The organism is Flammeovirga yaeyamensis (genome assembly GCF_018736045.1).
In the GTDB taxonomy this organism is placed as follows: Bacteria; Bacteroidota; Bacteroidia; order Cytophagales; family Flammeovirgaceae; genus Flammeovirga; species Flammeovirga yaeyamensis.
This window is the reverse complement of record NZ_CP076132.1, coordinates 1,208,347-1,232,446: the sequence shown is the minus strand read 5'-3', so window position 1 is coordinate 1,232,446 and position 24,100 is coordinate 1,208,347. Positions and strand designations below refer to the sequence as shown.

General features: G+C 36.0%; 18 protein-coding genes and 2 tRNA genes. 13 read left to right on the top strand and 7 right to left on the bottom strand.

What is annotated here, in order from left to right; translation table 11 throughout:
- Positions 1 to 283: 283 nt before the first annotated feature.
- Positions 284 to 769: a hypothetical protein gene (locus tag KMW28_RS04780; RefSeq protein ID WP_169664372.1), complete on the bottom strand. Its 486-nt coding sequence runs from the start codon at positions 767 to 769 to the stop codon at positions 284 to 286.
- A gap of 183 nt (positions 770 to 952) precedes the next feature.
- Between KMW28_RS04780 and prmC the strand changes: the two genes are divergently transcribed.
- Positions 953 to 1,786 (top strand): peptide chain release factor N(5)-glutamine methyltransferase, encoded by an 834-nt coding sequence (prmC, locus tag KMW28_RS04775; RefSeq protein ID WP_169664371.1) that lies wholly within the window; start codon positions 953 to 955, stop codon positions 1,784 to 1,786.
- A gap of 85 nt (positions 1,787 to 1,871) precedes the next feature.
- Here prmC and KMW28_RS04770 read toward each other — a convergent pair whose 3' ends face one another.
- Complete coding sequence (locus KMW28_RS04770; RefSeq protein WP_066209830.1) at positions 1,872 to 2,846, bottom strand: vWA domain-containing protein; 975 nt, start codon at positions 2,844 to 2,846, stop codon at positions 1,872 to 1,874.
- 296 nt (positions 2,847 to 3,142) lie between these two features.
- On the opposite strand from KMW28_RS04770, the gene KMW28_RS04765 reads away from it, so the two are divergent.
- From KMW28_RS04765 to KMW28_RS04740, 6 genes are all read left to right on the top strand, one after another.
- Positions 3,143 to 3,227: transfer RNA gene (locus tag KMW28_RS04765), tRNA-Ser, on the top strand.
- Between the two features lie 7 nt (positions 3,228 to 3,234).
- Positions 3,235 to 3,309 (top strand) — tRNA-Pro (locus KMW28_RS04760).
- A gap of 168 nt (positions 3,310 to 3,477) precedes the next feature.
- Positions 3,478 to 5,172, top strand: a complete 1,695-nt coding sequence (locus tag KMW28_RS04755; RefSeq protein ID WP_169664370.1) for an ArnT family glycosyltransferase — start codon at positions 3,478 to 3,480, stop codon at positions 5,170 to 5,172.
- Positions 5,147 to 5,833: a phosphatase PAP2 family protein gene (locus tag KMW28_RS04750; RefSeq protein ID WP_169664369.1), complete on the top strand. Its 687-nt coding sequence runs from the start codon at positions 5,147 to 5,149 to the stop codon at positions 5,831 to 5,833. Before KMW28_RS04755 ends, KMW28_RS04750 begins: the two co-directional genes overlap by 26 nt.
- Positions 5,834 to 6,019: 186 nt before the next feature.
- A complete protein-coding gene (locus tag KMW28_RS04745; protein ID WP_169664368.1) occupies positions 6,020 to 6,901 on the top strand; it encodes a diacylglycerol/lipid kinase family protein in 882 nt (293 codons plus the stop codon).
- Between the two features lie 58 nt (positions 6,902 to 6,959).
- Complete coding sequence (locus KMW28_RS04740; RefSeq protein ID WP_169055530.1) at positions 6,960 to 7,616, top strand: phosphatase PAP2 family protein; 657 nt, start codon at positions 6,960 to 6,962, stop codon at positions 7,614 to 7,616.
- Positions 7,617 to 7,745: 129 nt separating this feature from the next.
- Here the strand turns inward: KMW28_RS04740 and KMW28_RS04735 are convergent, their stop codons facing one another.
- The 3 genes from KMW28_RS04735 to KMW28_RS04725 form a co-directional block, all read right to left on the bottom strand.
- Positions 7,746 to 8,756, bottom strand: a complete 1,011-nt coding sequence (locus KMW28_RS04735; RefSeq protein WP_169664367.1) for a transglutaminase domain-containing protein — start codon at positions 8,754 to 8,756, stop codon at positions 7,746 to 7,748.
- Positions 8,756 to 9,451 (bottom strand): carboxypeptidase-like regulatory domain-containing protein, encoded by a 696-nt coding sequence (locus KMW28_RS04730; RefSeq protein ID WP_169664366.1) that lies wholly within the window; start codon positions 9,449 to 9,451, stop codon positions 8,756 to 8,758. Before KMW28_RS04730 ends, KMW28_RS04735 begins: the two co-directional genes overlap by 1 nt.
- A 185-nt stretch (positions 9,452 to 9,636) precedes the next feature.
- Positions 9,637 to 11,580 (bottom strand): LTA synthase family protein, encoded by a 1,944-nt coding sequence (locus KMW28_RS04725; protein ID WP_169664365.1) that lies wholly within the window; start codon positions 11,578 to 11,580, stop codon positions 9,637 to 9,639.
- A gap of 134 nt (positions 11,581 to 11,714) precedes the next feature.
- Between KMW28_RS04725 and mfd the strand changes: the two genes are divergently transcribed.
- From mfd to KMW28_RS04695, 6 genes are all read left to right on the top strand, one after another.
- Complete coding sequence (gene mfd, locus KMW28_RS04720; RefSeq protein WP_169664364.1) at positions 11,715 to 15,080, top strand: transcription-repair coupling factor; 3,366 nt, start codon at positions 11,715 to 11,717, stop codon at positions 15,078 to 15,080.
- A 157-nt stretch (positions 15,081 to 15,237) separates the two neighbouring features.
- Positions 15,238 to 16,467, top strand: coding sequence for a gliding motility lipoprotein GldJ (gldJ, locus tag KMW28_RS04715; protein ID WP_066209846.1), 1,230 nt, complete (start codon positions 15,238 to 15,240; stop codon positions 16,465 to 16,467).
- 286 nt (positions 16,468 to 16,753) lie between these two features.
- Positions 16,754 to 19,036: a Tex family protein gene (locus tag KMW28_RS04710; protein ID WP_169664363.1), complete on the top strand. Its 2,283-nt coding sequence runs from the start codon at positions 16,754 to 16,756 to the stop codon at positions 19,034 to 19,036.
- An 82-nt stretch (positions 19,037 to 19,118) separates the two neighbouring features.
- Positions 19,119 to 19,943 carry a purine-nucleoside phosphorylase gene (locus KMW28_RS04705; RefSeq protein ID WP_169664362.1) on the top strand — a complete coding sequence of 275 codons (825 nt, stop codon included), beginning with the start codon at positions 19,119 to 19,121 and terminating at the stop codon, positions 19,941 to 19,943.
- Positions 19,944 to 20,104: 161 nt separating this feature from the next.
- Positions 20,105 to 21,028, top strand: a complete 924-nt coding sequence (locus KMW28_RS04700; protein ID WP_066209850.1) for a universal stress protein — start codon at positions 20,105 to 20,107, stop codon at positions 21,026 to 21,028.
- Between the two features lie 257 nt (positions 21,029 to 21,285).
- Entirely contained in the window at positions 21,286 to 22,599 is a 1,314-nt protein-coding gene (locus KMW28_RS04695; RefSeq protein WP_169664361.1) for an LruC domain-containing protein, read from the top strand.
- A 55-nt stretch (positions 22,600 to 22,654) separates the two neighbouring features.
- Here KMW28_RS04695 and frr read toward each other — a convergent pair whose 3' ends face one another.
- Both frr and pyrH read right to left on the bottom strand, forming a co-directional pair.
- Positions 22,655 to 23,218 carry a ribosome recycling factor gene (gene frr, locus KMW28_RS04690; RefSeq protein ID WP_066209853.1) on the bottom strand — a complete coding sequence of 188 codons (564 nt, stop codon included), beginning with the start codon at positions 23,216 to 23,218 and terminating at the stop codon, positions 22,655 to 22,657.
- Between the two features lie 85 nt (positions 23,219 to 23,303).
- Complete coding sequence (gene pyrH / locus KMW28_RS04685) at positions 23,304 to 24,011, bottom strand: UMP kinase (protein ID WP_066209855.1); 708 nt, start codon at positions 24,009 to 24,011, stop codon at positions 23,304 to 23,306.
- Between the last annotated feature and the right edge of the window lie 89 nt (positions 24,012 to 24,100).

Sequence of the window (24,100 nt, the reverse complement as noted above, 5' to 3'; positions counted from 1 at the left end):
CATAGGATTTTTCTCACTTTTGTAATGTACTAATCAAAGATAAGGTTAATACCTTTTAATGTTTGGCAAAAAGTGGAACAAAAAGGGCGTTGATCGAGTTAGATAGGTTAGTTATTGAAACAGACATAAAACGTACTTTCACCTTGTGTGGAAGGATATTTATAAAAATCTCATTTTTAATTGGTTTTAGTTTTTAGCTAAGTTGTTAAAGGTCCTGCTCTATGAGCACGACCTTTTTCTTTTTTATAGCTATTTACTAAATCCCAAAAAACAGGATAAACCTTTATTCAATACCCTTTTCTAGAAAACCAATAGTCACATCATGATCTAATGGTACACCTTTAGACATTAAAGCTTGTACTCCTAACATTACGGTACCTGCAAAAATTACTTTATTGATATCTCCATTAAATAGATTTAGATAAGGTTCTCTTAGATGTTCAGTAAAAGGATTGGCTCCTTTCCCTCTTGAAGATAAAAACTCTAAAATGGTTTTATTTTCTTTATAAAACTCTTGTTCGAAAAAATAAAACGCACGAATAGATTGCTCTAAACTTTTGTATTGTTGGGCTTTCTTCTTACCAATAAAATTAATTATTGCTTCCACTAAGCCTTCTTCTCCTTCAAAACGAGTATAAAATACTTTGGTAGTTGTACCGCAATAGCTAGCTAATTTTCTAAGTGACCATTCTCCTTTATCTTCTATATATTTAATAGACATTTCTATCATCGCCTCTTTCGTAGGAGCGGCATTTTTTCTTATTTTCATTATTTATTAGGTATATCCAAATGTTGAGGTAGTTGAATGTATGGTTATTAATATCGAAACATAGAACCATACAAAAGAAACATTGTTGCAAAAATCATTCTTTTCGGGCAATATTTCATACTATTAGGAGAAATTTTGAAGATGATTCTTATTATCTTCTAATTTTGCATTAAATTTTAAAAGATGACAGCAAGAGAAATACAACAGTCGATAGCTGAGCGTTTATCGTCAATATATGATATAAACGAAGCCAATAGTATTGCCTATTTATGGCTTGAAGAGAGATTAGGTCTAAACCGTACTGATGTGATGCTCGACCGCAATACTATAGATGTATCTGCAACAACTCTTGAAGAAGATATTGAACAACTCTCTAAGCATTACCCTATTCAATATTTAGTGGGGAGAGGTGATTTCTATGGCAGGAAATTTCATCTCAATCCAGATACACTCATCCCTAGATCTGAAACGGAAGAATTGGTGCATAAAATCCTTCAGAAACATCAACAAGGTGTTTTAATTGATATTGGCACAGGATCCGGCTGTATTCCGATTACAATAGATTTGGAAAGTGACATAACATGTTACGGAATTGATGTCAACCCCAAAGCACTCGAGAAAGCAAAATTAAACGCAAAGGAGTTGGAGAGCAAAACAAAGTTTTTAGAACTCAACATATTAACCGCAGCTCTAGAAGAATTTTCTGATTTGGATGTGATCGTAAGTAACCCACCTTATGTTACTTATGCTGAAAAAGAAATTATGGATAAAAACGTGGTGGATTTCGAGCCAGAATTAGCCCTGTATGTCGATGACGACAATCCATTAATTTTTTATAAGAGAATCACTTTATTGGCTGCAGAAAAACTAAAAAAAGGGGGAGCACTGTATTTCGAGATCAACGAACAGTTTGGAAAAGAAACTGCGCAGTTGTTACTAGATGCAGGGTTTAAAGAAGTAAGTATCACTAAAGATTTTCAGGGTAAAGATCGTATGGTCGAAGGAATTTGGTCCTAATCAACATCAAATAGTATATACAAAGAGGGGTGCAATTGGCTTATGACCAAAATGCACCCCTCTTTTATTTTACGCTACTAGCGTCTTATATTTTAATCACCCTTACCGCCAGCATAACATCCAGCCCAAGAAGTAATAAACCTGCCATCAAAAAGTAATAAAATTTATTGGCACCTACATCGGCCATTTTACTGCTTTTTAGTTCTCCTTGGATATTACCAATAGAAGAAATCAAGCGATTAATATCATTACGTTCATCACTAATTTCGAAATAACTACCGCCAGTACTGTTGGCTAAATCGATCAATGATTCTGAGTTAAGTTTAGTGACTACATCGTTCCCCATCTTATCTCTCTTGAAACGGTATCCTGCCGGAATTTTACTTCCTGATTTTGTACCAATTCCCATGGTAAACAATTTCACATTCTGATCTTTAATCTGACTAATTGCTGATCCTGTATCTTTACCATAATCTTCTCCATCACTAATTAAAATGATGATTTTAGAGGCTTGTTTCGCTGTTGGCAACCCTTCATCAGCATCCATCAGCTTTTGAATAGCCATTTCTAAAGGAGGACCAAAATCGGTACCTGTATTTGATATCAACGAGGTACTCATGGTTTCGATAAACATATTCAATGCATTCCCGTCGTACGTAAGCGGGCATTGCAAGAAAGCGTCAGAGGTAAAAACAATTAATCCTAAACGATCAGAATTAAATGACTTAACAATCTGCTTTAGTTCAAATTTTAGTTTTGCTAATCGAGAAGGTTTTACATCTATGGCATCCATCGATTTCGATAAATCGACACAGATGTAGATATCTTTACTTACTGCTTTTACTTCTTTTTTCATTTCACCAAAAGTGGGACCCAATAAGGAAATGATAAATAAAGAGAAGTAAACTGTTCTCAAAATTAATTTATAAAGAGTAGCGCCACCTTTCGCTCTGAAAGATTTTCTGGCATTTATTATTCTTAAAAGATAGAATCCGTAGAAAAGAATAAAAACACCAATTAAAGACAACTCTACTATTCCAAGACTACGTGTTAACGACATGTTTGTTAATTAATGATCTATGTTTTTCATTAAATATGAATCCCTGAGTGATCCATCCGACTAATTTATCAGAAATATTTCACTCAGACAGTAGCAAATTTAAAATAATTATTGATGCAAAGTAAAAGTGTAATTTTTTTTAATGTTTTTATTATTGATTTTGAGGATAATGTATAAATCATAAATTTAATTAACACTTTTTTACCGATTCTGATTTGGATAAGATGAATTCACCGTGCATATTTGCATCGCATTAAACGAAAAGGGGCTTAGAAATAAGCAGCGAAAAGTTTAATGGAGAGTTGCCAGAGTGGTTAATGGAGCGGTTTGCTAAACCGTCATCGGGAAACCGATGCATGGGTTCGAATCCCATACTCTCCGCATCGTTCGGGATGTAGCACAGTCCGGTTAGTGTACCTGGTTTGGGACCAGGGGGTCGCAGGTTCGAATCCTGCCATCCCGACAAGAGCGATCTTCATTAGAAGATCGCTTTTTTTTATGTCCAAGAATTTCTATTGCGTTCATATTGCCCTCCTTCATTTTTTGATTATTTCATTTCTTCTTCATCCATCGTTAAAAGTTGGCTCCTACATTTACACTATAGCAGGAAATAAAAACTAAACGATATAAATTGAAGCAAAAACACTTTTTAATACTATTACTCGCAGTCTTAAGCGTTAATTTCTTAGGACTTATCAACGATATATTCGACGTGGACTCTGCATTGTATGCATGTATAGCGAAACATATCGTTAACACCAACGACTTTATCAACTTAATCGTTTGGGAGAAAGATTGGTTGGATAAACCCCACTTTCCTTTTTGGATCTGTGCAATCTCCATGAAAATCTTCGGCATCAATAGCTTTGCCTACAAACTCCCTTCCTTTATCTTCTTTTGTGTAGGCCTTTGGTACACCTATCGATTAGCCGAAAAGCTCTATAATAAAACAGTCGCTCAATACAGTGTTTTAATCACAGGTACTGCTTTACATATTATGTTATCCAATAACGATGTACGAGCAGAGGCCATTCTGATGGGATTAATTATGGGAGGCATTTACCATCTCTATCAGTTTTCGAATAAAAATACCATCCTTCATTTATTCGCGGCTGCACTTTTTTCTGCCTTTGCAGTAATGACAAAAGGTGTTTTTATACTGATTATTCTCTATTCAGCCGTTTGGGGTGATTTGATATTAAAAAAGAAATGGAAAAATATTATACATGTAAGATGGTTATTGGTCCTATTTTTTACCTTGATATTTACCCTTCCAGAACTATTTGCCCTCTATTATCAATTTGATGCTCACCCAGAGAAAATAGTATTTGGTGAAACCAATGTTTCCGGAATTAAATTCTTCCTTTGGGATAGTCAGTTTGGACGATTTTTCAACTCCGGCCCCATCAAAGGTGAGGGAGATATCTTCTTTTTCTTACACACTTTATTATGGGCCTTTGCTCCATGGGCACTCATCGCCTACGCTGGTATTTTTGAAGTGATTTATCAAAGAATCAAAAATGGAAAAATAGCGAAAGAGTATGTTACAATATGTGGGTTTGGTATCATCTTCCTCATCTTTTCTGTTTCAAAATTTCAGCTTCCTCATTATACCAATATCGTCTTCCCCCTTTTAGCTATTCATACCTCTCAAACTGTTATTCGATATACAGTAAAAAAGAAATGGATAGACATACTATCAAAAGTAAGTATACAGCTCTACTGTGGTCTTTTCTTATTGATATGTATCGGAATTATCACTTTCTATTTTGATGAAATAAACTTCTGGGGAGTGATATTAAGTGTTCTCCTATGCATTAGCATACTGCTCTTTCAGCTTAGAATAACTTCCAATCTACATCAAAAAGTAGTAGTCATGGGAGTCGTTTGCAGCTTAGTGATGGGAACTTTCATACATCAAGTGTTCTATAAAGATGTGCTTACTTATCAGGGGAGTGTCGCTGCGGCAAAATATATCAATGAAGAATACAAAGGTAGAGATGTACATCAAGTAGGGAATAGTTGGCTATTTCAATTTTACCTAGAAGCTAAACATCATATCAATATTGATCTTCAACAACTCAAAACTATACCAATAGAAAATCGCCCCTTAGTATATGCTAACAAATATTTTTTAGAAGAGCTTAGGGAAAAGCAACTCCCTTTTCGCATAGTAAAGCAATACGGGTCTTTTCATATCACGACGATGAACGTGGAGTTTGTAAACGCCAAAACCAGAAAAGAATCGTTGGATACATTTTTAATTATTGACTTAAATACATCTCAACTTTCTGATACAAATGGAAACAAAAAAGAAAATCTATAACATCCTTGGGGTATCTACTTTACTGCTATTTATTCCATTAATCATTGCATTAGTCACTAAAGAAAGACAAACTGCTTGGATGGTACATCTATTAAACGACAACCATTCTATTGAACTGGATTATTTCTTTAAGTACATCACCAACTTAGGCGATGGACTCTTCTTAATTCCTCTTTTAGGCTTGGTTTGGCTCGTTAAAAAAGAGTATTGGCCGGTATTGGTTATCTCTGCGGTATTACACGGAATATTGGTTGCATTATTAAAAAAAGTAGTCTTCACGGGAGATGCATTAAACCTTAGACCTGCAGGAAAATTTGGAGCAGAAAGTTTTCATCAAGTACTCGATGTGCATTTCCATATGGCCAATAGTTTTCCTTCTGGACACACTACTACAGGCTTTGTTATAGGCGCTATGATCATTCTATTATTTCCCAATTGGAAAGGTATTACTGCTGGAATGATTTATGGATTTATCGTGGGGATATCAAGAATGTATTTAGTACAACACTTCTTTTTAGATGTTGCTGTCGGCAGTATTTTAGGTGTATTTACAGTCTACCTAAGTCTTCACATCTGCTACAACTATAATTTATTAAAAGTGAAGCCTTGGAAGAAAGATCTTCCATCGCTATTTAAGCAACCTACTATTCAGAAAATATAAATTGTAATCGAGTATTTAATTATATAGATGTTTTTTAGGGGTTTTCTTCTCTAAAAATCAATTTTCACTTCTTACCAGTCGAGCACATATCGACATATGAATCTTACAGTCTCTAATCATCACAAGGTTATTTAACTTTGTGATGTTTTTTTATCACTTTTGTAAACTGAACCACAAACATGATCCATGAAGAAAGTTGTTTTAATTGCCAACCCTGTATCAGGAAATGGAAAAGCTAAAAAGGCAGCGATGTTAAGTGCATCAATTTTAAAAGAAAATAAATTTGATGCTCAGATTGTGTACACCGAATACGCAGGGCATGCTACCAAACTTTCTAAAAATTTAAGTGATAAAAACGATATTATCGTAGCTGTTGGTGGCGATGGCACAGTCAACGAAGTGGCTACAGGTTTAGTCGGTACTAACTGTATTTTAGGTATTATTCCCAATGGATCTGGAAACGGTTTAGCAAGACATCTTAAGATCCCTATGAATACGAGCAAAGCTGCTCAATGCATTATCAAACAATATATTTTGGCTTTAGATGCACCTACAATTAATGGTAAGCATTTCTTCTGTACTGCAGGCGTAGGGTTTGATGCACATATTTCCCATGTCTTCGCTACAATGAGTGGACGTGGGTTGAAAAACTACATCAAAGCGATCTTCAAAGAGTATGGAGGTTATCAAACAGGAACGTATGGTATTCAATTAGATCAAAAAGAAGAGTGGACGCAAAAGGCCTTTGTAATGACTGTTGGGAATGCTGCTCAATATGGGAACGAGGCATTCATTGCTCCAAAAGCCAAAGTAGGCGATCAACAATTAGAAATGACGATTCTTCCTTCTCCAAATCTGCTCAAAGGAGCTATATGGGGAATTAGACTTTTCCTTAAAAATATTGATAAGAGTAATGATGTACGTACTTTTAGTGGTCGATCGATTCAGGTTAATAGCGATGAAAAGTCGGTAAACGGACATCGAGATGGTGAGCCTGATACTTGGGAATATCCGCTTATTTTTAAAGTAGAAGACCAAATAAAAGTCATCGGAGTAAGCGATAATTAATCGATATACAATAAGATTTAGGTGATTTAACAGTAGATCATCAAAAAGATAAATACCTTTGAGGAAAATAGAATTACAGATGCAAGACAAAGAATCAAAATTACTCATTTACTCCACTTTGGCGATGTTTATTCCATTTATCATCTCCATTGTAACAAATGAAACCGCCACCGCATGGTGCGTTCATTGGTTTAACGATATCAATACTCCTTTCTGGAATAACTTTTTTGCCTATGCCACTCACTTAGGTGACGGTCTAGTACTTATCCCTTTATTGTTTATCCTTCTTTGGCTAAAAAGAGAATATTGGACCGTACTAGTCATGGCCTCAGCAATACACGGCATTATCGTATATCTCGTTAAAGAACAAATACTAAAAGGATCTGACTTCGCCTTACGCCCTGCCGGCTTACATGGCACAGATGCTTTTAATCAAATATTAGAGCATCATTTACACACCATAGATACTTTCCCATCGGGACATACCACCACGGCATTTGTTGTTGGAGGAATGTTCATCTTGATGCTTCCTAACTGGAAAGGTATTCTTATCGGTTTAGGTTTCGGTATTACTATCGCTATCTCAAGAATGTACCTAGCGCAACACTTCCTAGTAGATGTATCCGCAGGTGCGATCGTCGGTTTAATGACGGTTTGGTTGTCTTGGACGATTGCGAAGAAGAAGAATTGGCTAAGACTTAAACCGTGGGTTTAAATTAAAAGTGAAAAATTAAAAGTTAAAAACGTAGTTAGTGACAATAACGCGATCTCCATCAAAGTAAATCTATTTTGATGATAGAACTCTTGCGTTAGATCAACTAACTACGTTTTTCATTTTTCACTTTTAATTTTTCATTTTCCCCGAGGATTTGTAGTTGAGAGTAGCCACAATCTCTTCTCCATAAAAAACATGAATATCATAATATCCCTTAGAACGGAGTTTTAATTTTATAATGATACTATCTTTTGATGATGTTGTTATTTCTGCTTTTAAGGGATACAATTCTTTACCATACCTTAAACTCAACTTCTCAGAATTAATATCAATAGCTTTTAGAGTGATCATAAACTCTTCATTTTTCATCACTTGATTACTAAAAGTAGAAGGACTCTCTAGAAAAATCTGATGTGAAAAGGCAAAGTGATAATGCAATGGCTTTTGAGTAAATTCATCAAATGTCAAATGATTATCTAAAAGCTGCCATTTTTCATCCAAAGGAAAATGAGTGAGGATAAATTGTTCAGGACTCGACAAGAAATATCCTTCATTGAAATCGAAAGTAAAGGTGTATTCGTTATTTTTAAAGTAACCACTTGCCCAAGTTGGATCTGATAAATACCACTTCCCGTCTAACTTAACAGCATTCCAAGAATGATTTGGAAGACTTTTTTTTGAAAGAGAAGCGGATTGAATATTTCTTCCAAAGCCATCAACAATAACACATTCAATGTCGACCATTTTACACATAGATCTTAATAAATAAGCATAACCGGTACAAACGGTTTTATGATCTTCAACTAAAATTTTGAAAGATTTTCGAGCAAAACTATCATTCCATTCTTTCAGCTTTGCCTCATCTTTAGCATACTTCTTCCGCATCTGCTGATTTTTGGAATTATTGAGACGGTCTCCTTGTATATTAGTACAGATCCAATAAAAAATACTTCTGTATTTATCGATATCAGATGATAAATCTTTGGTAAGGTTTATTGTAAGATGATAAAGTTCTGTCAGTTCACTTCCTTTATAGTTTAATGCAATACTATCTGCTTTATGATATTCGTTTAGTTTATTGCAAGTGGTTTGAGCTTGAATTGAAAGAGAAAGTAAAAAGAAAAAGATGAATTTCTTCATTAAAAAATTGATTTGATTCTTTGCCAAAAGGTTTTCTTGTTGGATGCATAAATATCATGTACAGCTACATTACCCATCAAATTGCAATAATCCATAGTCAATACAACTTTTAATTCATTTTTTGAATTTCGGGCAATTTTTTTCGTTTGGGTTTCATATCCAATGTATTGAAAAGATAAAATATCTCCCTCCTTTAAAGAACCAATTTTAAATTCTCCCTCTAAATTGGTTATAGTTCCCGTTGTGGACCCCTCTATGATTATACTTACTCCAGGTAATGGCTGTTCATCTTCATCTTTAACAATACCGCTGACAATAATATCATTTTTATTATCCTGACTATCTTCAATATCCTTGTGTTCCGTTTTTTCTATAGGTACATCCGTTTGCGCTTTAGTATCATACATAGGTAAAAGAGAAAGTAATGATATCACAGCCACTCCAGGAAACCATTTCTTTTTTGGTGGTATTGGCTGAACAAGAGAATAACTTTTTAATTGGTCCTCTTTAAAACGACCACAAACTTTCCCTTTAGACTGTTCCAAATACTGAATGATTTGTTTATCAGTCATACCAGTAAAATTCACTACTTCTTTTTGGCAATGACTACAAAAACCACCTTTCTTAGTCGGTTTAAAATTGGTTGGATCCTCATGACAAGGAGTTTCTATAGTTAGCTTTATTCCAGTTTTCATATTCTAATTTATGAAATTAAAAGTGAAAAATTAAAAGTTAAAAACGTAGTTAGTGACAATAACGCGTTCTCCATCAAAGTAAATCTATTTTGATGGAGAACTCTTGCGTTAGATCAACTAACTACGTTTTTCATTTTTCACTTTTAATTTTTCATTTCTTCCCTTCGCTCTTCACTTTTCCCTCTTCACTCTTCACTCCCCCTCGCTGTCATCCTATTATCAATCGCCCTCTCCGAGAACTCCTGCATAATTCCTTTTGCCAAATCTTCCAATTGTTTTTCCTCTGCCAAACCTGTTCCTTTCAAATCATGTTCCTGCATGCGGTCGGTTTTGAAGTTATACATGAAAGTGACCTTTTCTCCGTCAAAACCTAAAGTATAATCTCCTTCTGTGACTTGGAAAGTACCCGGATCGAGAAAGTTTACGGCAAAATGTTTTCCTGTAGAATCAATTGCTGATGATCCGAAAGAAATATAGTCTTGCTTCACTCCTAGGTAATCCATGATGGTTGGGAAAATATCAATTTGTTGGGTGATGGTAGAATCCATACCAACAAAGTTTTCATCACCTGGAACATAATAAATGATAGGTACCTTAAATAGGCCAAGGCTTGTGGTGTATTCAGGATAATACACTTGGTTGGTATGATCCGCCGTAATCACAAATATTGTATTCTTAAACCAAGGCATTTTTGATGCTGTCTCGAAGAATCGTTTCAAAGCATAATCGGTGTATTGTGTTCCTCGGTTTAGAGGTAGTGGACCACCCTTAAATGTGTCTTCGTATTTTTCTGGAATCTTAAATGGATGGTGAGATGACAGAGTAAATAATGAACTTAAAAACGGTTCCTTGAAAGTATTCATTGTCTCCGCATAGTATTGTAAGAACGGTTCGTCCCAAATACCCCAAGTGCCATCAAAATCGTCGTCGTTGTTATATTCGGTCATACCGTAATAATCGTCATACCCCGCCACATTCATGAAGGCTTCAAACCCCATCGATCCATTGGGTGCACCATGGAAAAAGGCCGAATAGTATCCTTCTTCCTTTAAAACAGAAGCAATACTATTAATAGAGTTTGTTGAATAATGTGATAATACAAATGGCGAATAGAAATTAGGAATACTTGCAATCACAGAAGGCAAAGCAGAAATTGATTTTCGACCATTGGCAAATGCGTTCACATAAGCTTTGGAATGTTGAATCAAAGAATCTGTAAAAGGTGTGTATCCTACATAGTTTGGATCTAAAGGATCCTGATTCATTGCCGATACATATTCACGACCAAAACTTTCAATCACAATCGTCACCACATTCATTTTCTTTTGTGGTTTCTCTTGGTTAGGGTGATGATATGCCGAATATATTTTTGATAATTCCTCTTGAGAGAAATACGTTCTTTTGTGTGCTATTTTTTTGTTGATCGTACGCAACATGGCAAAAGGAGTGTTCAATACCACCGACATTTCAAGAGGCTTTTTAACAAACTCCCCAGCATTATTTAACGAAATTGGTCTTGTTGTTCCATCAAAACCACCTCGCGCAGCACCACCTAACAAACCTGCTGATACTAAAAATATCACTGAATGAATCAAAGTATATTTTAAGACAGGTTGTTTCACTCTTGGTTTAGTCAACACCACATTATTATAGGCGACTATAAATAAGAACATTTGTACAACCCATAAAACCGTCATGTACCAATAATCAACAAATAGGAAACGGAAGAATAAAGTCGCTCCATTTTCCTCATGAGCAAATTCTTGAAATATAGATGCTGTTGTTCTTTTAGATGTAAATTTAAAGAAGATGGTATCTGCCAAGTTCATCGCCAAAGTAATGGCATTAACGATAAATACAGAATACTTGATCACATTTTGATATACCTTATTGTACCTTACTTGTGAAGGGAACAAGCTCATCAATACAAAGATGGCATTGGTATAAATCGCTGCAGGCAAATCAAATTTTATTCCTCCTAGAAAGAGGGTGATGACGTCTGCATCGGGAAAATAGGTGCTATTTAAAAAGAAGAATATGAATCGTGCAGATGAATACAAACTTAATATCAATAAAAATCTGTATATGTTGACAAATAAGATACTTGTCGTTTTTGTTTTTTGCGACATGGTGTTGACTTAATCCAATCAAAATAATGAACTATCAAAGTTAAAAAAAAAGATTTCACAAAATCATACATTTTCTAAAACAACTCCCCTATTTTTGTCTTTACTGATATGTAATGTCGTTTTAAAAAATTTTCATGGGAGATTTACAAGACCTGCGTCAAATAGAATTAAAAGATTTAATCAAAGCTTATCAATCGGATAGTACTACTGGAATTTTACTGAATCAGTTAAAGAAACCGGAAAGTGCCTCATATCTAAAAGGACTTTGCGGAAGTTTAGATTCCATTATTGCTTCTACTGTTTATAATAAGCTAAAAGGTTGTCATGTTTTCGTGATGCACGATGTAGAAGAGGCCATGTATTTCTTAAACGACCTTCAGAATCTTCTACCCGATGCAGATGTACTTTATTTCCCATCTTCTTACAAACGACCTTTTGAATTTACAGAGGTAGAAAATGCCAATGTGCTTCAAAGAGCAGAAACACTCAGCACCCTCAACGAAAAGAAAAACAAGGGAGCTTTATTGGTGACTCATCCACCGGCGTTAACCGAGAAGGTGATCAATAAAAAGTCGTTGGTAGAAAATACCTATGTCGCTAGAGTTGGAGAGGATATCGATCAAAACTTTATTCGAGAACTATTAATTGAATATGGTTTTGAACCTACAGATTTTGTTTACGAAGCAGGTCAGTTTGCTATTCGTGGGGGTATTATTGATATCTACTCTTTTGCCAACGAGTTACCTTTCCGTATCGAATTATTTGGTGATGAAATTGAAAGCATCAGAACTTTCGATCCGGTGACTCAATTATCTCAAGAAGATAAAGAACATGCCCCAATTGTTCCAAACGTCCACAATAAATTGATGCAGGAAGTGAGAGAATCATTACTTGATTTCCTTCCTGATGCCACGGTTTGGATCAAGGACTATGAATTGTTGGTAGACACCCTCGATCAGTTTTTTGATAAGGCCACTGCAAAGTTTGATGAAATTCTAGAAGTGAGTGGTGGTACTCAAGTCATCAATTCTCCAGAAGAATTATTTGAAACAAGAAAGGGATTTACAAAGAAACTATCATCGTTACACAGAATCCTTTTTGGAAATAGAAAGGGCATCAGAAATGCAGAAACCATAGCATTTGATGCCAAACCTCAGCCTAGTTTTAATAAAAACTTCCACTTGTTGAGCGAAACTTTAGAAAAACAGCAGTTAAGTGGAATTAGAAATATAATTGTCTCCGATTTACCCAAACAATTAGAGCGTATTCAGACCATATTCGACGAGATCAAACCCGACCTATTTGTACAAGAATTAAACTTAAGTTTAAGAGGTGGGTTCATCGATCAGCAAATGAATGTGGCTTGTTTTACAGATCATCAGATTTTTGAACGTTTCCATGCGGCCAAGTCGAAGAAAAAGTTCTCTAAGTCAAAATCAATGACGCTTAAAGAATTGAGAGAATTGAAAGCGGGAGATTTCGTGGTACACATGGATCACGGTGTAGGTCGTTTTGCCGGAATGGAGAAGATCAAAGCTGGAGATAAAGAACAAGAAAGTATCCGATTGGTCTACAGGGACAACGATTTATTGTACCTAAGTTTGCATGCCCTCCATAAGATATCAAAGTATTCTGGGCAGGAAGGAAGACAGCCGACCGTTAGTAAATTAGGATCACCCGAATGGGAAAATAAAAAGAAGCGTGCAAAGAAAAGAGTCAAAGACATTGCTGCAGAGTTGATCAGTCTTTATGCAAAACGTAGAGAATCGAAAGGTTATCAGTTTGAACAAGATGGCTACCTGCAAGCAGAATTGGAATCTTCTTTCTTATATGAAGATACTCCCGATCAGGCGAAAGCGACTCAAGATGTGAAAGAGGATATGGAGAAACCGTATCCAATGGATCGTTTGGTTTGTGGTGATGTAGGCTTCGGTAAAACAGAAGTGGCTGTTCGTGCAGCTTTCAAAGCAGTCTGCGATAGTAAGCAGGTCGCTATATTAGTCCCAACGACGATCTTGGCGATGCAACATTATAAGACTTTCGTGCAAAGAATGGGCGACTTGCCTTGTACTGTAGATTATATCAATCGCTTTAGAACAACAAAACAGATTAAAGAAACCCTCAAAAATGTAAAAGAGGGAAAAGTAGATATATTAATAGGTACGCATCGAATTACAAGTAAAGACGTTCAGTTTAAAGACTTGGGATTGATGATTATCGATGAGGAGCAGAAGTTTGGGGTAAAAACCAAAGAGAAGTTGAAAGAGATGAGAGTAAACGTAGATGCTTTAACACTTACGGCTACTCCTATTCCTAGAACATTGCACTTCTCCTTAATGGGAGCGCGTGATTTATCTGTTATTGAAACTCCTCCACCCAACCGTCAGCCGGTCACTACAAAAATCTCTACTTATAGTGATGAAATTATTCGTGATGCCGTACATAATGAATTGATGCGAGGCGGTCAAGCTTTCTTCGTGCACAACAGAGTGGCTGATATTGAACATTTCGCTAATAATATCATGCGATTGGTTCCAGATGCGAGAGTGACCTATGCTCACGGACAAATGGATGGCCCCACTTTGGAGAAAATCATGCTTCGCTTTATACAAGGTGAATATGATGTATTGATATCCACTAATATTATCGAGTCTGGATTAGATATTCCAAATGCCAATACCATTATTGTAAATCAAGCCCATATGTTTGGTTTATCAGATTTGCATCAAATGAGAGGCCGTGTAGGTAGATCTAACAAAAAAGCCTACTGTTATTTATTAACCCCTCCTACTATCGGGTTATCTACGGATGCTAGAAAACGATTATCCACTCTTGAAGAATTCTCCGATTTAGGTGATGGATTTAAGGTCGCTATGCGAGATCTTGATATCCGAGGAGCAGGCGACTTATTGGGTGGTGAGCAATCGGGCTTTATCAATGATTTAGGTTTTGATACATTTAATCAAATTCTTGAAGAAGCCGTTCAGGAAATCAAAGAGACTCAGTTTGCCGATTTATTTAAAGAAGAATTGGCCAATAAAACGGTGAAAGTAAATACTGTTATAGAAACTGATTTCGAAATCCTCATTCCTGATACCTATGTCAGCAGTATATCAGAAAGACTAAATTTATATATGCGTGCAGACAAACTTAAAAATGAAAAAGAATTAGAAAGATATATAAAAGATATCCAAGACCGATTTGGAACAATGCCTCAACCGGTAAAAGATTTATTGGAAACAGTAAAAATGCGTTGGGTAGCTTCTAAATTGGGAATGGAGAAATTAATTCTCAAAAACGAAGGGTTAAAAGCATATTTATTAGAGCATACACAAGCCGCTTATTATCAATCGGAAGAGTTTGGAAAAATTTTAATGTATGTACAGACCCATCCTAGAAATTGTCAGATAAAAGAGACAAAAAAGCGTGTAATCATCAATATTGATGGGATAAACAGTATAAATGACGCAATGGTTTTATTGGAAAAATTAGATCAATAAATACTTTTTTTCAAAAAAAATTCCATTGATCGGTTTTTTGGGTACAATTATTGAATTATTGTTTTTCGTAGACGTTTCATTCACATTTAGAAACGATTTTTAGGAATTAAAATTACACCTTTTTTGGGTGTGAAATAAAAATAGAGAATTATATATCATGAGCAAAAAGAATCTTCTTTACTTAGCTTCTGTGTTGATATCCGCACTACTAGTATCGGGTTGTGCTAAGAGCTCCAAGCCTGACGCAAACCATCCAGGAGGCTACAGTACTATGACTGGTTTAGAGTATAATGGAAAAGACGACAATTCTTTCGCCGTTAGAGATTACCAAGGAATGCCCGAAGTACCTAACATGCGTTACATCGAGGGTGGTCGTTTCGTGTTAGGTTCATACGAGGAAGATTTAATGAAATCTCGTGATAACGTAGAAAGAACTGTATCAGTTGCTTCTTTCTGGATGGACGAAACGGAAGTTGCCAACGTTCACTGGTTAGAATACTTACATTACGTAAGCACTGACTCTTCGGTATCTGGTGTTTCTTACGAAGAAGCATTACCTGATACTACTGTATGGGCAGAACAACTAGCATTTAACGATCAATATGTAGATCACTACTTACGTTATCCTGGTTTCCGTTTCCACCCTGTAGTTGGTGTAACTTGGGCACAAGCTCAAAACTTCTGTGCATGGCGTACAACAGTTGTAAACAAAAATTTAGCGGTCAATAACGGTACTGACGAGGAAGCTGAAGCTGCAGAAAACGGCGAGCCAATTCCATTAGAGTCAGGTGTTGTTCTTCCAGCATTCCGTCTTCCTACTGAAGCAGAATGGGATTACGCAGCACAAGCCTTGATCGGTCTTCAAGATATCGACGAAAACTACTCTGAGCGTCGTATCTACCCTTGGTCAGGTCACTCAGTTCGTAACCCTTACGGTGAGCACATGGGTGATATGATGGCAAACTTCAAACGTGGTCGTGGTGACTACGCTGGTATCGGTGGTAAATTGAATGATGGTGCAATGATTACATCATGGATTTATGACAACCCTCCAAACGACTTCGGTCTTTACAACATGGCGGGTAACGTATCAGAATGGGTGGAAGATATCTACCGTCCACTTTCTTACTCAGATATGGATGACTTAAACCCTGTTCGTAAGAATGACTACTTAGATGGTCCTGAGCACGGTTACAACTACCAATCATACGGATATGTACGTCAGTACAACACGTTCATCTCGAACTCGATCCGTGTTTATAAAGGTGGTTCATGGAAAGACGTTGCTTACTGGATGGCAGCAGGTACTCGTCGTTTCTTAGATCAAGATTCAGCAACAGCAACTATCGGTTTCCGTTGTGCAATGATCAACCCTGGTGAGAACTAGAATTTATCTACCATAGATTTAACAAAAAAACCTCATTTCTTTAAAATAAGAAATGAGGTTTTTTTTATTCCTCATTCTTAAACCTTATTTTTGGAGGCTTGCTGAATGACCTAATTACAAGATTTTTAAACCTGCGTTCAACGATAAATATTGCGCATATTAAATGATATCAATATCAGGTTTCTAGATCATTCAGCTCTCTCCAATTTCATCAAATAATTTGATGATCATTGGAATCGATTCAAGCCTACATGGGTGATTTTTTAAATAACACTTACCGTTCGAAATGGTGAATATCACACAAAAAGTAGCTCAGTTATTGAGCTTATCAGAAAAGCAAGTCAGTGCCACATTAGAGTTGTTGGACGATGGAGCTACCGTACCTTTCATTTCTCGATACAGAAAAGAGGTCACAGGAAGTTTAGACGAAGTACAAGTGGCCGACATTAGAGATAAGGCTCAGTCACTAAGAGACCTTGAAAAAAGAAGAGAAGCGATTCTTAAAAGTATCGATGATCAAGGTAAACTTACGGATGATTTAAAAAAGAAGATTCTAGCAGCAGAAACAATGACTGTGCTAGAGGATATCTACCTTCCATATAAACCAAAAAGAAAAACGAGAGCAAGTGTGGCCAAAGAAAGAGGTTTAGAGCCTTTGGCTGACTTGATGGTTTCTCCTGATCTATCTTCGGATATTCTTGCTGAAGCAGAAAAATTCATCGATCCTGAAAAAGACGTGGATTCTGTGGACAAAGCCTTAGCGGGTGCAAGAGATATTATCGCTGAGCGATTGAACGAAGATTCGGAAACGCGTGCAGAAATGCGTGACTTGTTCATGAACAAAGGTGCATTTAAAGCAAGAGTTATTCCTGGTAAAGAAGAGGAAGGTGCAAAATATAAAGATTACTTCGACTGGACAGAATCTGTGGGTAAAGCACCATCACATAGAGTGCTTGCCATGAGAAGAGCAGAAAAAGAGATGATTATTTCTTTGGACTGTTCTCCAGAAGAAGAAGATGCAATTTTCTTATTGGAAGACATCCACGTGGATCGTCGTCTTCCTTCAGCAGATCAAATTCAATTGGCTGTAAAAGATGCTTACAAGCGTTTATTGAAGCCATCAATGGAAAGTGAATCTAGATTAGCGTCTAAGAAAACTGCAGATGAGGAAGCCATTGGGGTATTCGCAGAAAACTTACGTCAGTTACTTTTAGCTGCTCCACTTGGTCAGAAAAGAGTATTGGCTTTAGACCCTGGTTTTAGAACAGGTTGTAAAGTAGTATGCTTGGACAGTCAAGGTAAATTGTTAGACGATGCTGTCATCTACCCTAACGAACCTCAAAAACAAGTAGCACAATCTGCTTCTATGATCAAACACTTGGTTGAGAAGCACAATATTGAAGCTATCGCTGTTGGAAACGGTACAGCAAGTAGAGAAACTGAATCGTTTGCGAAAGGATTAGGACTTCAAGGAGTTCAAATCGTAGTGGTAAATGAGAGTGGTGCTTCTATCTATTCTGCTTCTGAAGTAGCTAGAAACGAATTCCCGGACAAAGACGTTACTGTTAGAGGTGCCGTTTCTATTGGTCGTCGTTTGATGGATCCATTGGCGGAATTGGTAAAAATCGATCCTAAATCAATTGGTGTGGGACAATATCAACATGATGTTGATCAAACTGCACTTAAAGGAAGTTTGGACGATGTTGTTATGAGTTGTGTAAACGCCGTTGGTGTGGAAGTAAACACTGCTAGTAAAGAATTACTTTCTTACGTTTCAGGTTTAGGACCAAGCATTGCGAAGAACATCGTTGATTTCAGAAACGAGAACGGAGCCTTCACTTCAAGAGCACAATTGAAAAAAGTACCTCGTTTAGGACCAAAAGCATTCGAGCAATGTGCAGGTTTCTTGAGAATTAGAGATGCTAAAAATCCATTGGATGCTAGTGCAGTTCACCCAGAGAGTTACGACATCGTGAAAAAGATGGCCGAAAACCTTGGTGTAAAAGTGAACGATTTGATGGCCAATGAGAATCTTCATAAGCAAATCAAATTAGACGATTATGTCACTGCTACAGTAGGTATCCCTACTCTAACTGATATCTTGAAAGAATTAGCGAAACCTGGTCGTGACCCTCGTGAGCAATTCGAAGCTTTCGAATTTAAAGAAGGTGTAGAAAAGATGTCGGATCTAACCGTAGGAATGAAACTTCCTGGTATCGTTACTAACATCACTAATTTTGGAGCATTTGTAGACGTAGGAGTTCACCAAGATGGCTTGGTACACTTAAGCCAAATGGCCGATCGTTACATCTCAGATCCTAACGAAGTGGTTAAAGTACATCAAAAAGTACAAGTGGTTGTAACTGATGTTGATATTGCTAGAAAGCGTATTGCACTATCAATGAAAGGACTTGATGGCGGAGGATCTACACAGCAGAAACGTCCTCAACAATCATCTGGAAGAAGACCACAAGGAGGAAACAATCGTAGACCTCAACAAAGAGAAGAAAATAACGAGAACTTATCGATGGCAGACAAGCTTGCGATGCTTAAAAATAAGTTCAACTAATAGTATACATCTCACTAGACTGTTCAAGCAGTTTAGTGAGATGTTTTCATTTCCAATTAAAAATCACATCATCTATCACCCAATGATTTCATACAAAGAGAAAGTCGAAAGTTGTGTTCAACAAATCCAAACGCTAATTGACGGTTTCCAAGCCGAAGTAGGTATTGTATTAGGTACAGGCCTTGGTGGATTGGTCGAAGAATTTGATATCAAATACGATTTACCCTATGAAAAATTGGATAACTTTCCCTTATCCACAGTAGAATCTCATAAAGGACGTTTGATCTTCGGTTACTTTAAAGGAAGAAAAATCGTCGCAATGCAAGGTCGTTTTCATTATTATGAAGGATATGATATGAAAACAGTCACTTTCCCAATTAGAGTAATGAAATTACTTGGGATTAAAGCATTATTCATTTCTAACGCTGCAGGAGGAATTAATCCATCTTTCAATAAAAGCGATTTGATGATATTAAATGATCATATCAATTTAATGCCTGAAAATCCTCTTACTGGACATAATGTTGCAGATTGGGGCGATCGTTTTCCAGATATGTTCGAACCTTATGATAAAAACTTAAGAGAACTTGCTAAAGAAGTCATTCAAGAACATCAACTTCCTGTGCACGAAGGAGTTTATGCTTCTGTAACGGGTCCTAACCTTGAAACAAAAGCTGAATATAAATACTTGGGAATTATTGGTGCAGATGTTGTGGGGATGTCTACGGTTCCTGAGGTAATTGTAGCGGTACACATGAACTTACCTGTATTTGCTGTCTCTGTAGTGACTGATTTATGCTATGAAGGTGCATTGAAACCTGTAGAATTATCAGAAATTTTAGAGAATGCAAAAAATGCTGAACCACATCTTTCAAAATTAATTGGTGGTTTGATACAGAAAGTTTAATTTTTTTGTGAATATTTACAAATAAGCATGTAAATTGCATGAAACCTAATAAAAGTCATCTTTTAGACAATTTACATGGCTTGAACATTACCTGGAATACCTATTTTCTAGAGAAGTTCTAAAGGAGAATAACCTTTACTACTTATACCATTACGATTATCATGGATAATGCACAGACAGCGCTTTTACCGCTAGACCTTACTTATATTGATGATGCAATCATCAAATATTCGCTTAAAGCTTCGCCTCTTTCAACTGTTCGCAAAGTTATTTTAATGCACGTGCTTAAAGATAACTCCGGAAAAGATGAAGTAGAGTACAATGGAAAGCTTGTATCAAGAAAAGAAATGGCAAAAGCCAAAATGCTTGACTTGGTAGAAAAGCATAAAGAATTAAACACTAGAAATGTAGAGTTTGAATTTATTGTTTCTGAATCTAACGATCCAACAAACAAAATTTTAAAATATTCTAAGAAAAATAAGGTAGAACTTATTATTGCAGGCAAAAAGAACATAGCAGAAGGAAGTGGGACAATTGCACGTCTACTCACTCGTTATGCTTTTTGTACAGTTCTAACTGTATCAGAAAATCCTCAGGTTCCTATAAAAAAAGCAATTGTTCCTATCGACTTTTCTGAAATGTCGAAACGTGCAATGATTGAAGGAATCAATGTAGCGAAAAGAAATAATATGGAACTTGTTATTCTTCATGTCTACGCCTTGCCAACAGGTTATACTGCCTCTGGAAAGTCTCCTGAAGAGTATGCATCCGTTTTACAGCTTCATGCAGAAAAAAGATGTAAGAATTTCTTAAAGCAATTCGATCTAGAAGATGTAAAATACAAAGAAAGATTACATTTTGATCTTTACGGAAATAACGAAGCCAAAATTATATCTAATATCTCATTGGTAGAAGATGCTGATTTAATTGTAATGGGTTCAAGAGGCCGTTCTGCTTTAGCTGCTACTTTTATTGGTAGTACCACAGAAAGTTTAATGAAACAACATAATACAACAGTTTCTACACTTGTAGTAAAAGATAGGGTTCGAAATTTAGGACTCTTTGGAGCATTATTAGAAATGTAATATAAAAGAACGCTACAGATAACTATTAACTGTAGCGTTCTTTGTTTTGTACAATTAGCACTGCTTATATTTTCATTTACAAAATCTTTTTATTCGTTAAACTAACTTTTCCTTACATACCTCCAAAAAAGAAGATTTTTAACAAACGTTTTTCAATTTCATCATGTTGGGTAGATAGCAAATATTTGATGTCATTTCATTTTAAGATCACAATTAAACCTAATTTCTACTGACATCCCAATTATAAATAATGACCCATGAAGAAATTAAAATTCTCTACTTTATTCCTATCATCTCTACTAATAATTGGGGCAGTAAGTTGTACTGAAACAATTGATGGTGATATGCCAAATCAAAACGATCCTACTACTACTGCTTCATCATTTGAAGAAACCGCTATTCCAGAAGGCTTTACTTTTAAAACATCACAAGAATTAACTCTTCACGCTGATTTTGAGGGAATAGATGAACAAGTTTTATACGAATATAGATATGTTTTACCATCAGGAGATGTAAGACAAGTAGGTAAGATGATTTCCAATGCTCAATCCAACATGAATCATCCCGTTAGATTACCAATACATGTAAAAAACATACAAGTAATCGCTAGAACTACTACGGGGTCATACTTGGAAACGACAGGGATTACTGGTAATAATGTTTATGTTACATTCAACTCCTCCTCTCCTACATTTACAGATGTAACCTCAAACCAAAGATCTTCCGGGGTATCATCAACTGATACGGACAGTGATGGTGTCATCGACTCAAATGACGATTATCCGAACGATCCAAATAAAGCTTTTGACAGCTATTATCCTGCATATGATGTAAAAGCTTCTTATGCTTTTGAGGATCTATACCCACGAAAAGGTGATTATGATTTTAATGACGTAGTAATAGATTACAACTATCATTTTATAAAAAATGCTGCTGGTCATGTGGTTGAATTAATTATTGATTGTAATGGTGTTCAAGTAGAGGCTGGATTAGTACATGGTGCCGCCATAGAAACGCCCTATCCTGCATCATATATAACAAGTGTAACAGGTTATTACACTACGAATACAGTTGTAGAACTTGATTCTAAAGGCATAGAAACTGGAAATGATACCAATAAAGCTGTGGTTTTATTATTTGATAATATGAACGACAGATTAGAAACAACTTCAGGTGATATAACAATGACGGATGATATCGTAGTAACAGTGGTATTAAATACTCCTGCCGACCCTGGCGTACATTGGAATTTCAATCCATTTATTTTTAGAACAAATGATAGATCAAGAGAAGTACATCTTGCTGGTCAAGATTACACCGCACACTTTGATACGGATCTCTTGAATCGTAATGACGCCGATAACGGATTCGAAACAGAAGACAACCATCCATGGGCATTAGATATACCGGAAGTATTCGAACCACCTTTAGAGGGTAGAGATATTACTAATGTGTATCATAACTTCCAAGCTTTTGCAGAAAGCGGAGGAGCAACAAATACAGATTGGTACTTAGATATTGAAGGTTATAGAAACCAAAATAAAATAGCTGAAAGTGTAGACTTAGAATAAAAAAAATCACCCATTCTTTTGTAGAATGGGTGATTCTTTTTTTGAAAAATACAACTTATACAGTCATAATATCTTTTTCTTTCTTCACGAAAACTTCTTCAATTTTCTTAGTGAAGGCATTCGTTAAGTCTTGAACAGAAGCTTCAGCATCTTTGATAGCATCTTCTGAAGCACCGTCTTTTAATAATTTCTTAAGACCGTCGTTAGTGTCTTTACGAGCATTACGGATAGAAATCTTACCTTTTTCGATTTCACCTTTTACTCTTTTTACTAATTCACGTCTTCTTTCTTCTGTTAATGGAGGCATGTTAATTCTTACTTGCTCACCATCATTTACAGGGTTAACACCTAGGTCTGAATCACGAATTGACTTTTCAATTTCAGAAAGCATGTTCTTTTCCCAAGGCTTGATTACTACAGAGTAAGCATCTGGAGTAGTTGCTGAAGCAACTTGATTAATAGGAGTTGGAGCACCATAATAATCAACAGTTAAACCGTCTAACATTGATGCAGAAGCTTTACCCGCACGAATTTTAGATAGTTCGTGTTCTGTATGAGAAATGGCTTTTTCCATCATTTCTTTTGCATCATCAAGATACATTCCTATTTCCTCTTCCATTGTTTTATTTTTTTTGATTAAGTATAATCTATAATTCAAATATAATCAGCATAGTGAATAAATCACTATGTTTATGATCTTTTAATTATTGAGATACAATTGTACCAACAGCCTCACCCGACATTAAATGATATAAATTATTTGGCTTGTTCATATCAAATACAACGATCGGCAAATCATTTTCCTTACACAAAGTAAATGCAGTAAGGTCCATAATTTTCAAGTTCTTGTTTAGTGCTTCGTCGAAAGTAAGCTCATCAATTTTAGTAGCATCAGGATGTTTTTCTGGATCGGCAGTATAGATACCGTCAACACGAGTACCTTTTAATACTACATCCGCATCAATTTCAATTGCTCTTAATGAAGCAGCAGAGTCTGTTGTAAAGTACGGGTTACCAGTACCAGCACCAAAAATAACCACACGACCTTTTTCCAAGTGACGTACGGCTCTTCTTCTAATAAATGGCTCACAAACTTGATCCATTTGAATTCCGGACATTAATCTAGTATATACCCCTTCGCCTTCTAAAGCACTTTGTAGGGCCATACCATTGATTACAGTAGCTAACATTCCCATATGATCGCCTTGTACTCTATCGATACCCATTTTACCCGCTTGCATACCACGGAAAATGTTTCCAGCACCAATGACAATAGCAACTTCTACTTTCTCATCAACTACTTTTTTAATCTCTTTTGCGTATTGTTCCAGACGTGCAGGATCAATACCATATTGTTGCTCACCCATTAAGGCTTCGCCACTTAATTTTAGGAGTACTCTATTATATTTCATATATGGCTAATTGAAGTTTTGCAAATATATAAAAGTCAAAGAAATGATGGAATAAAATATTGACCTTATCTAAAAACTTATCATATTGC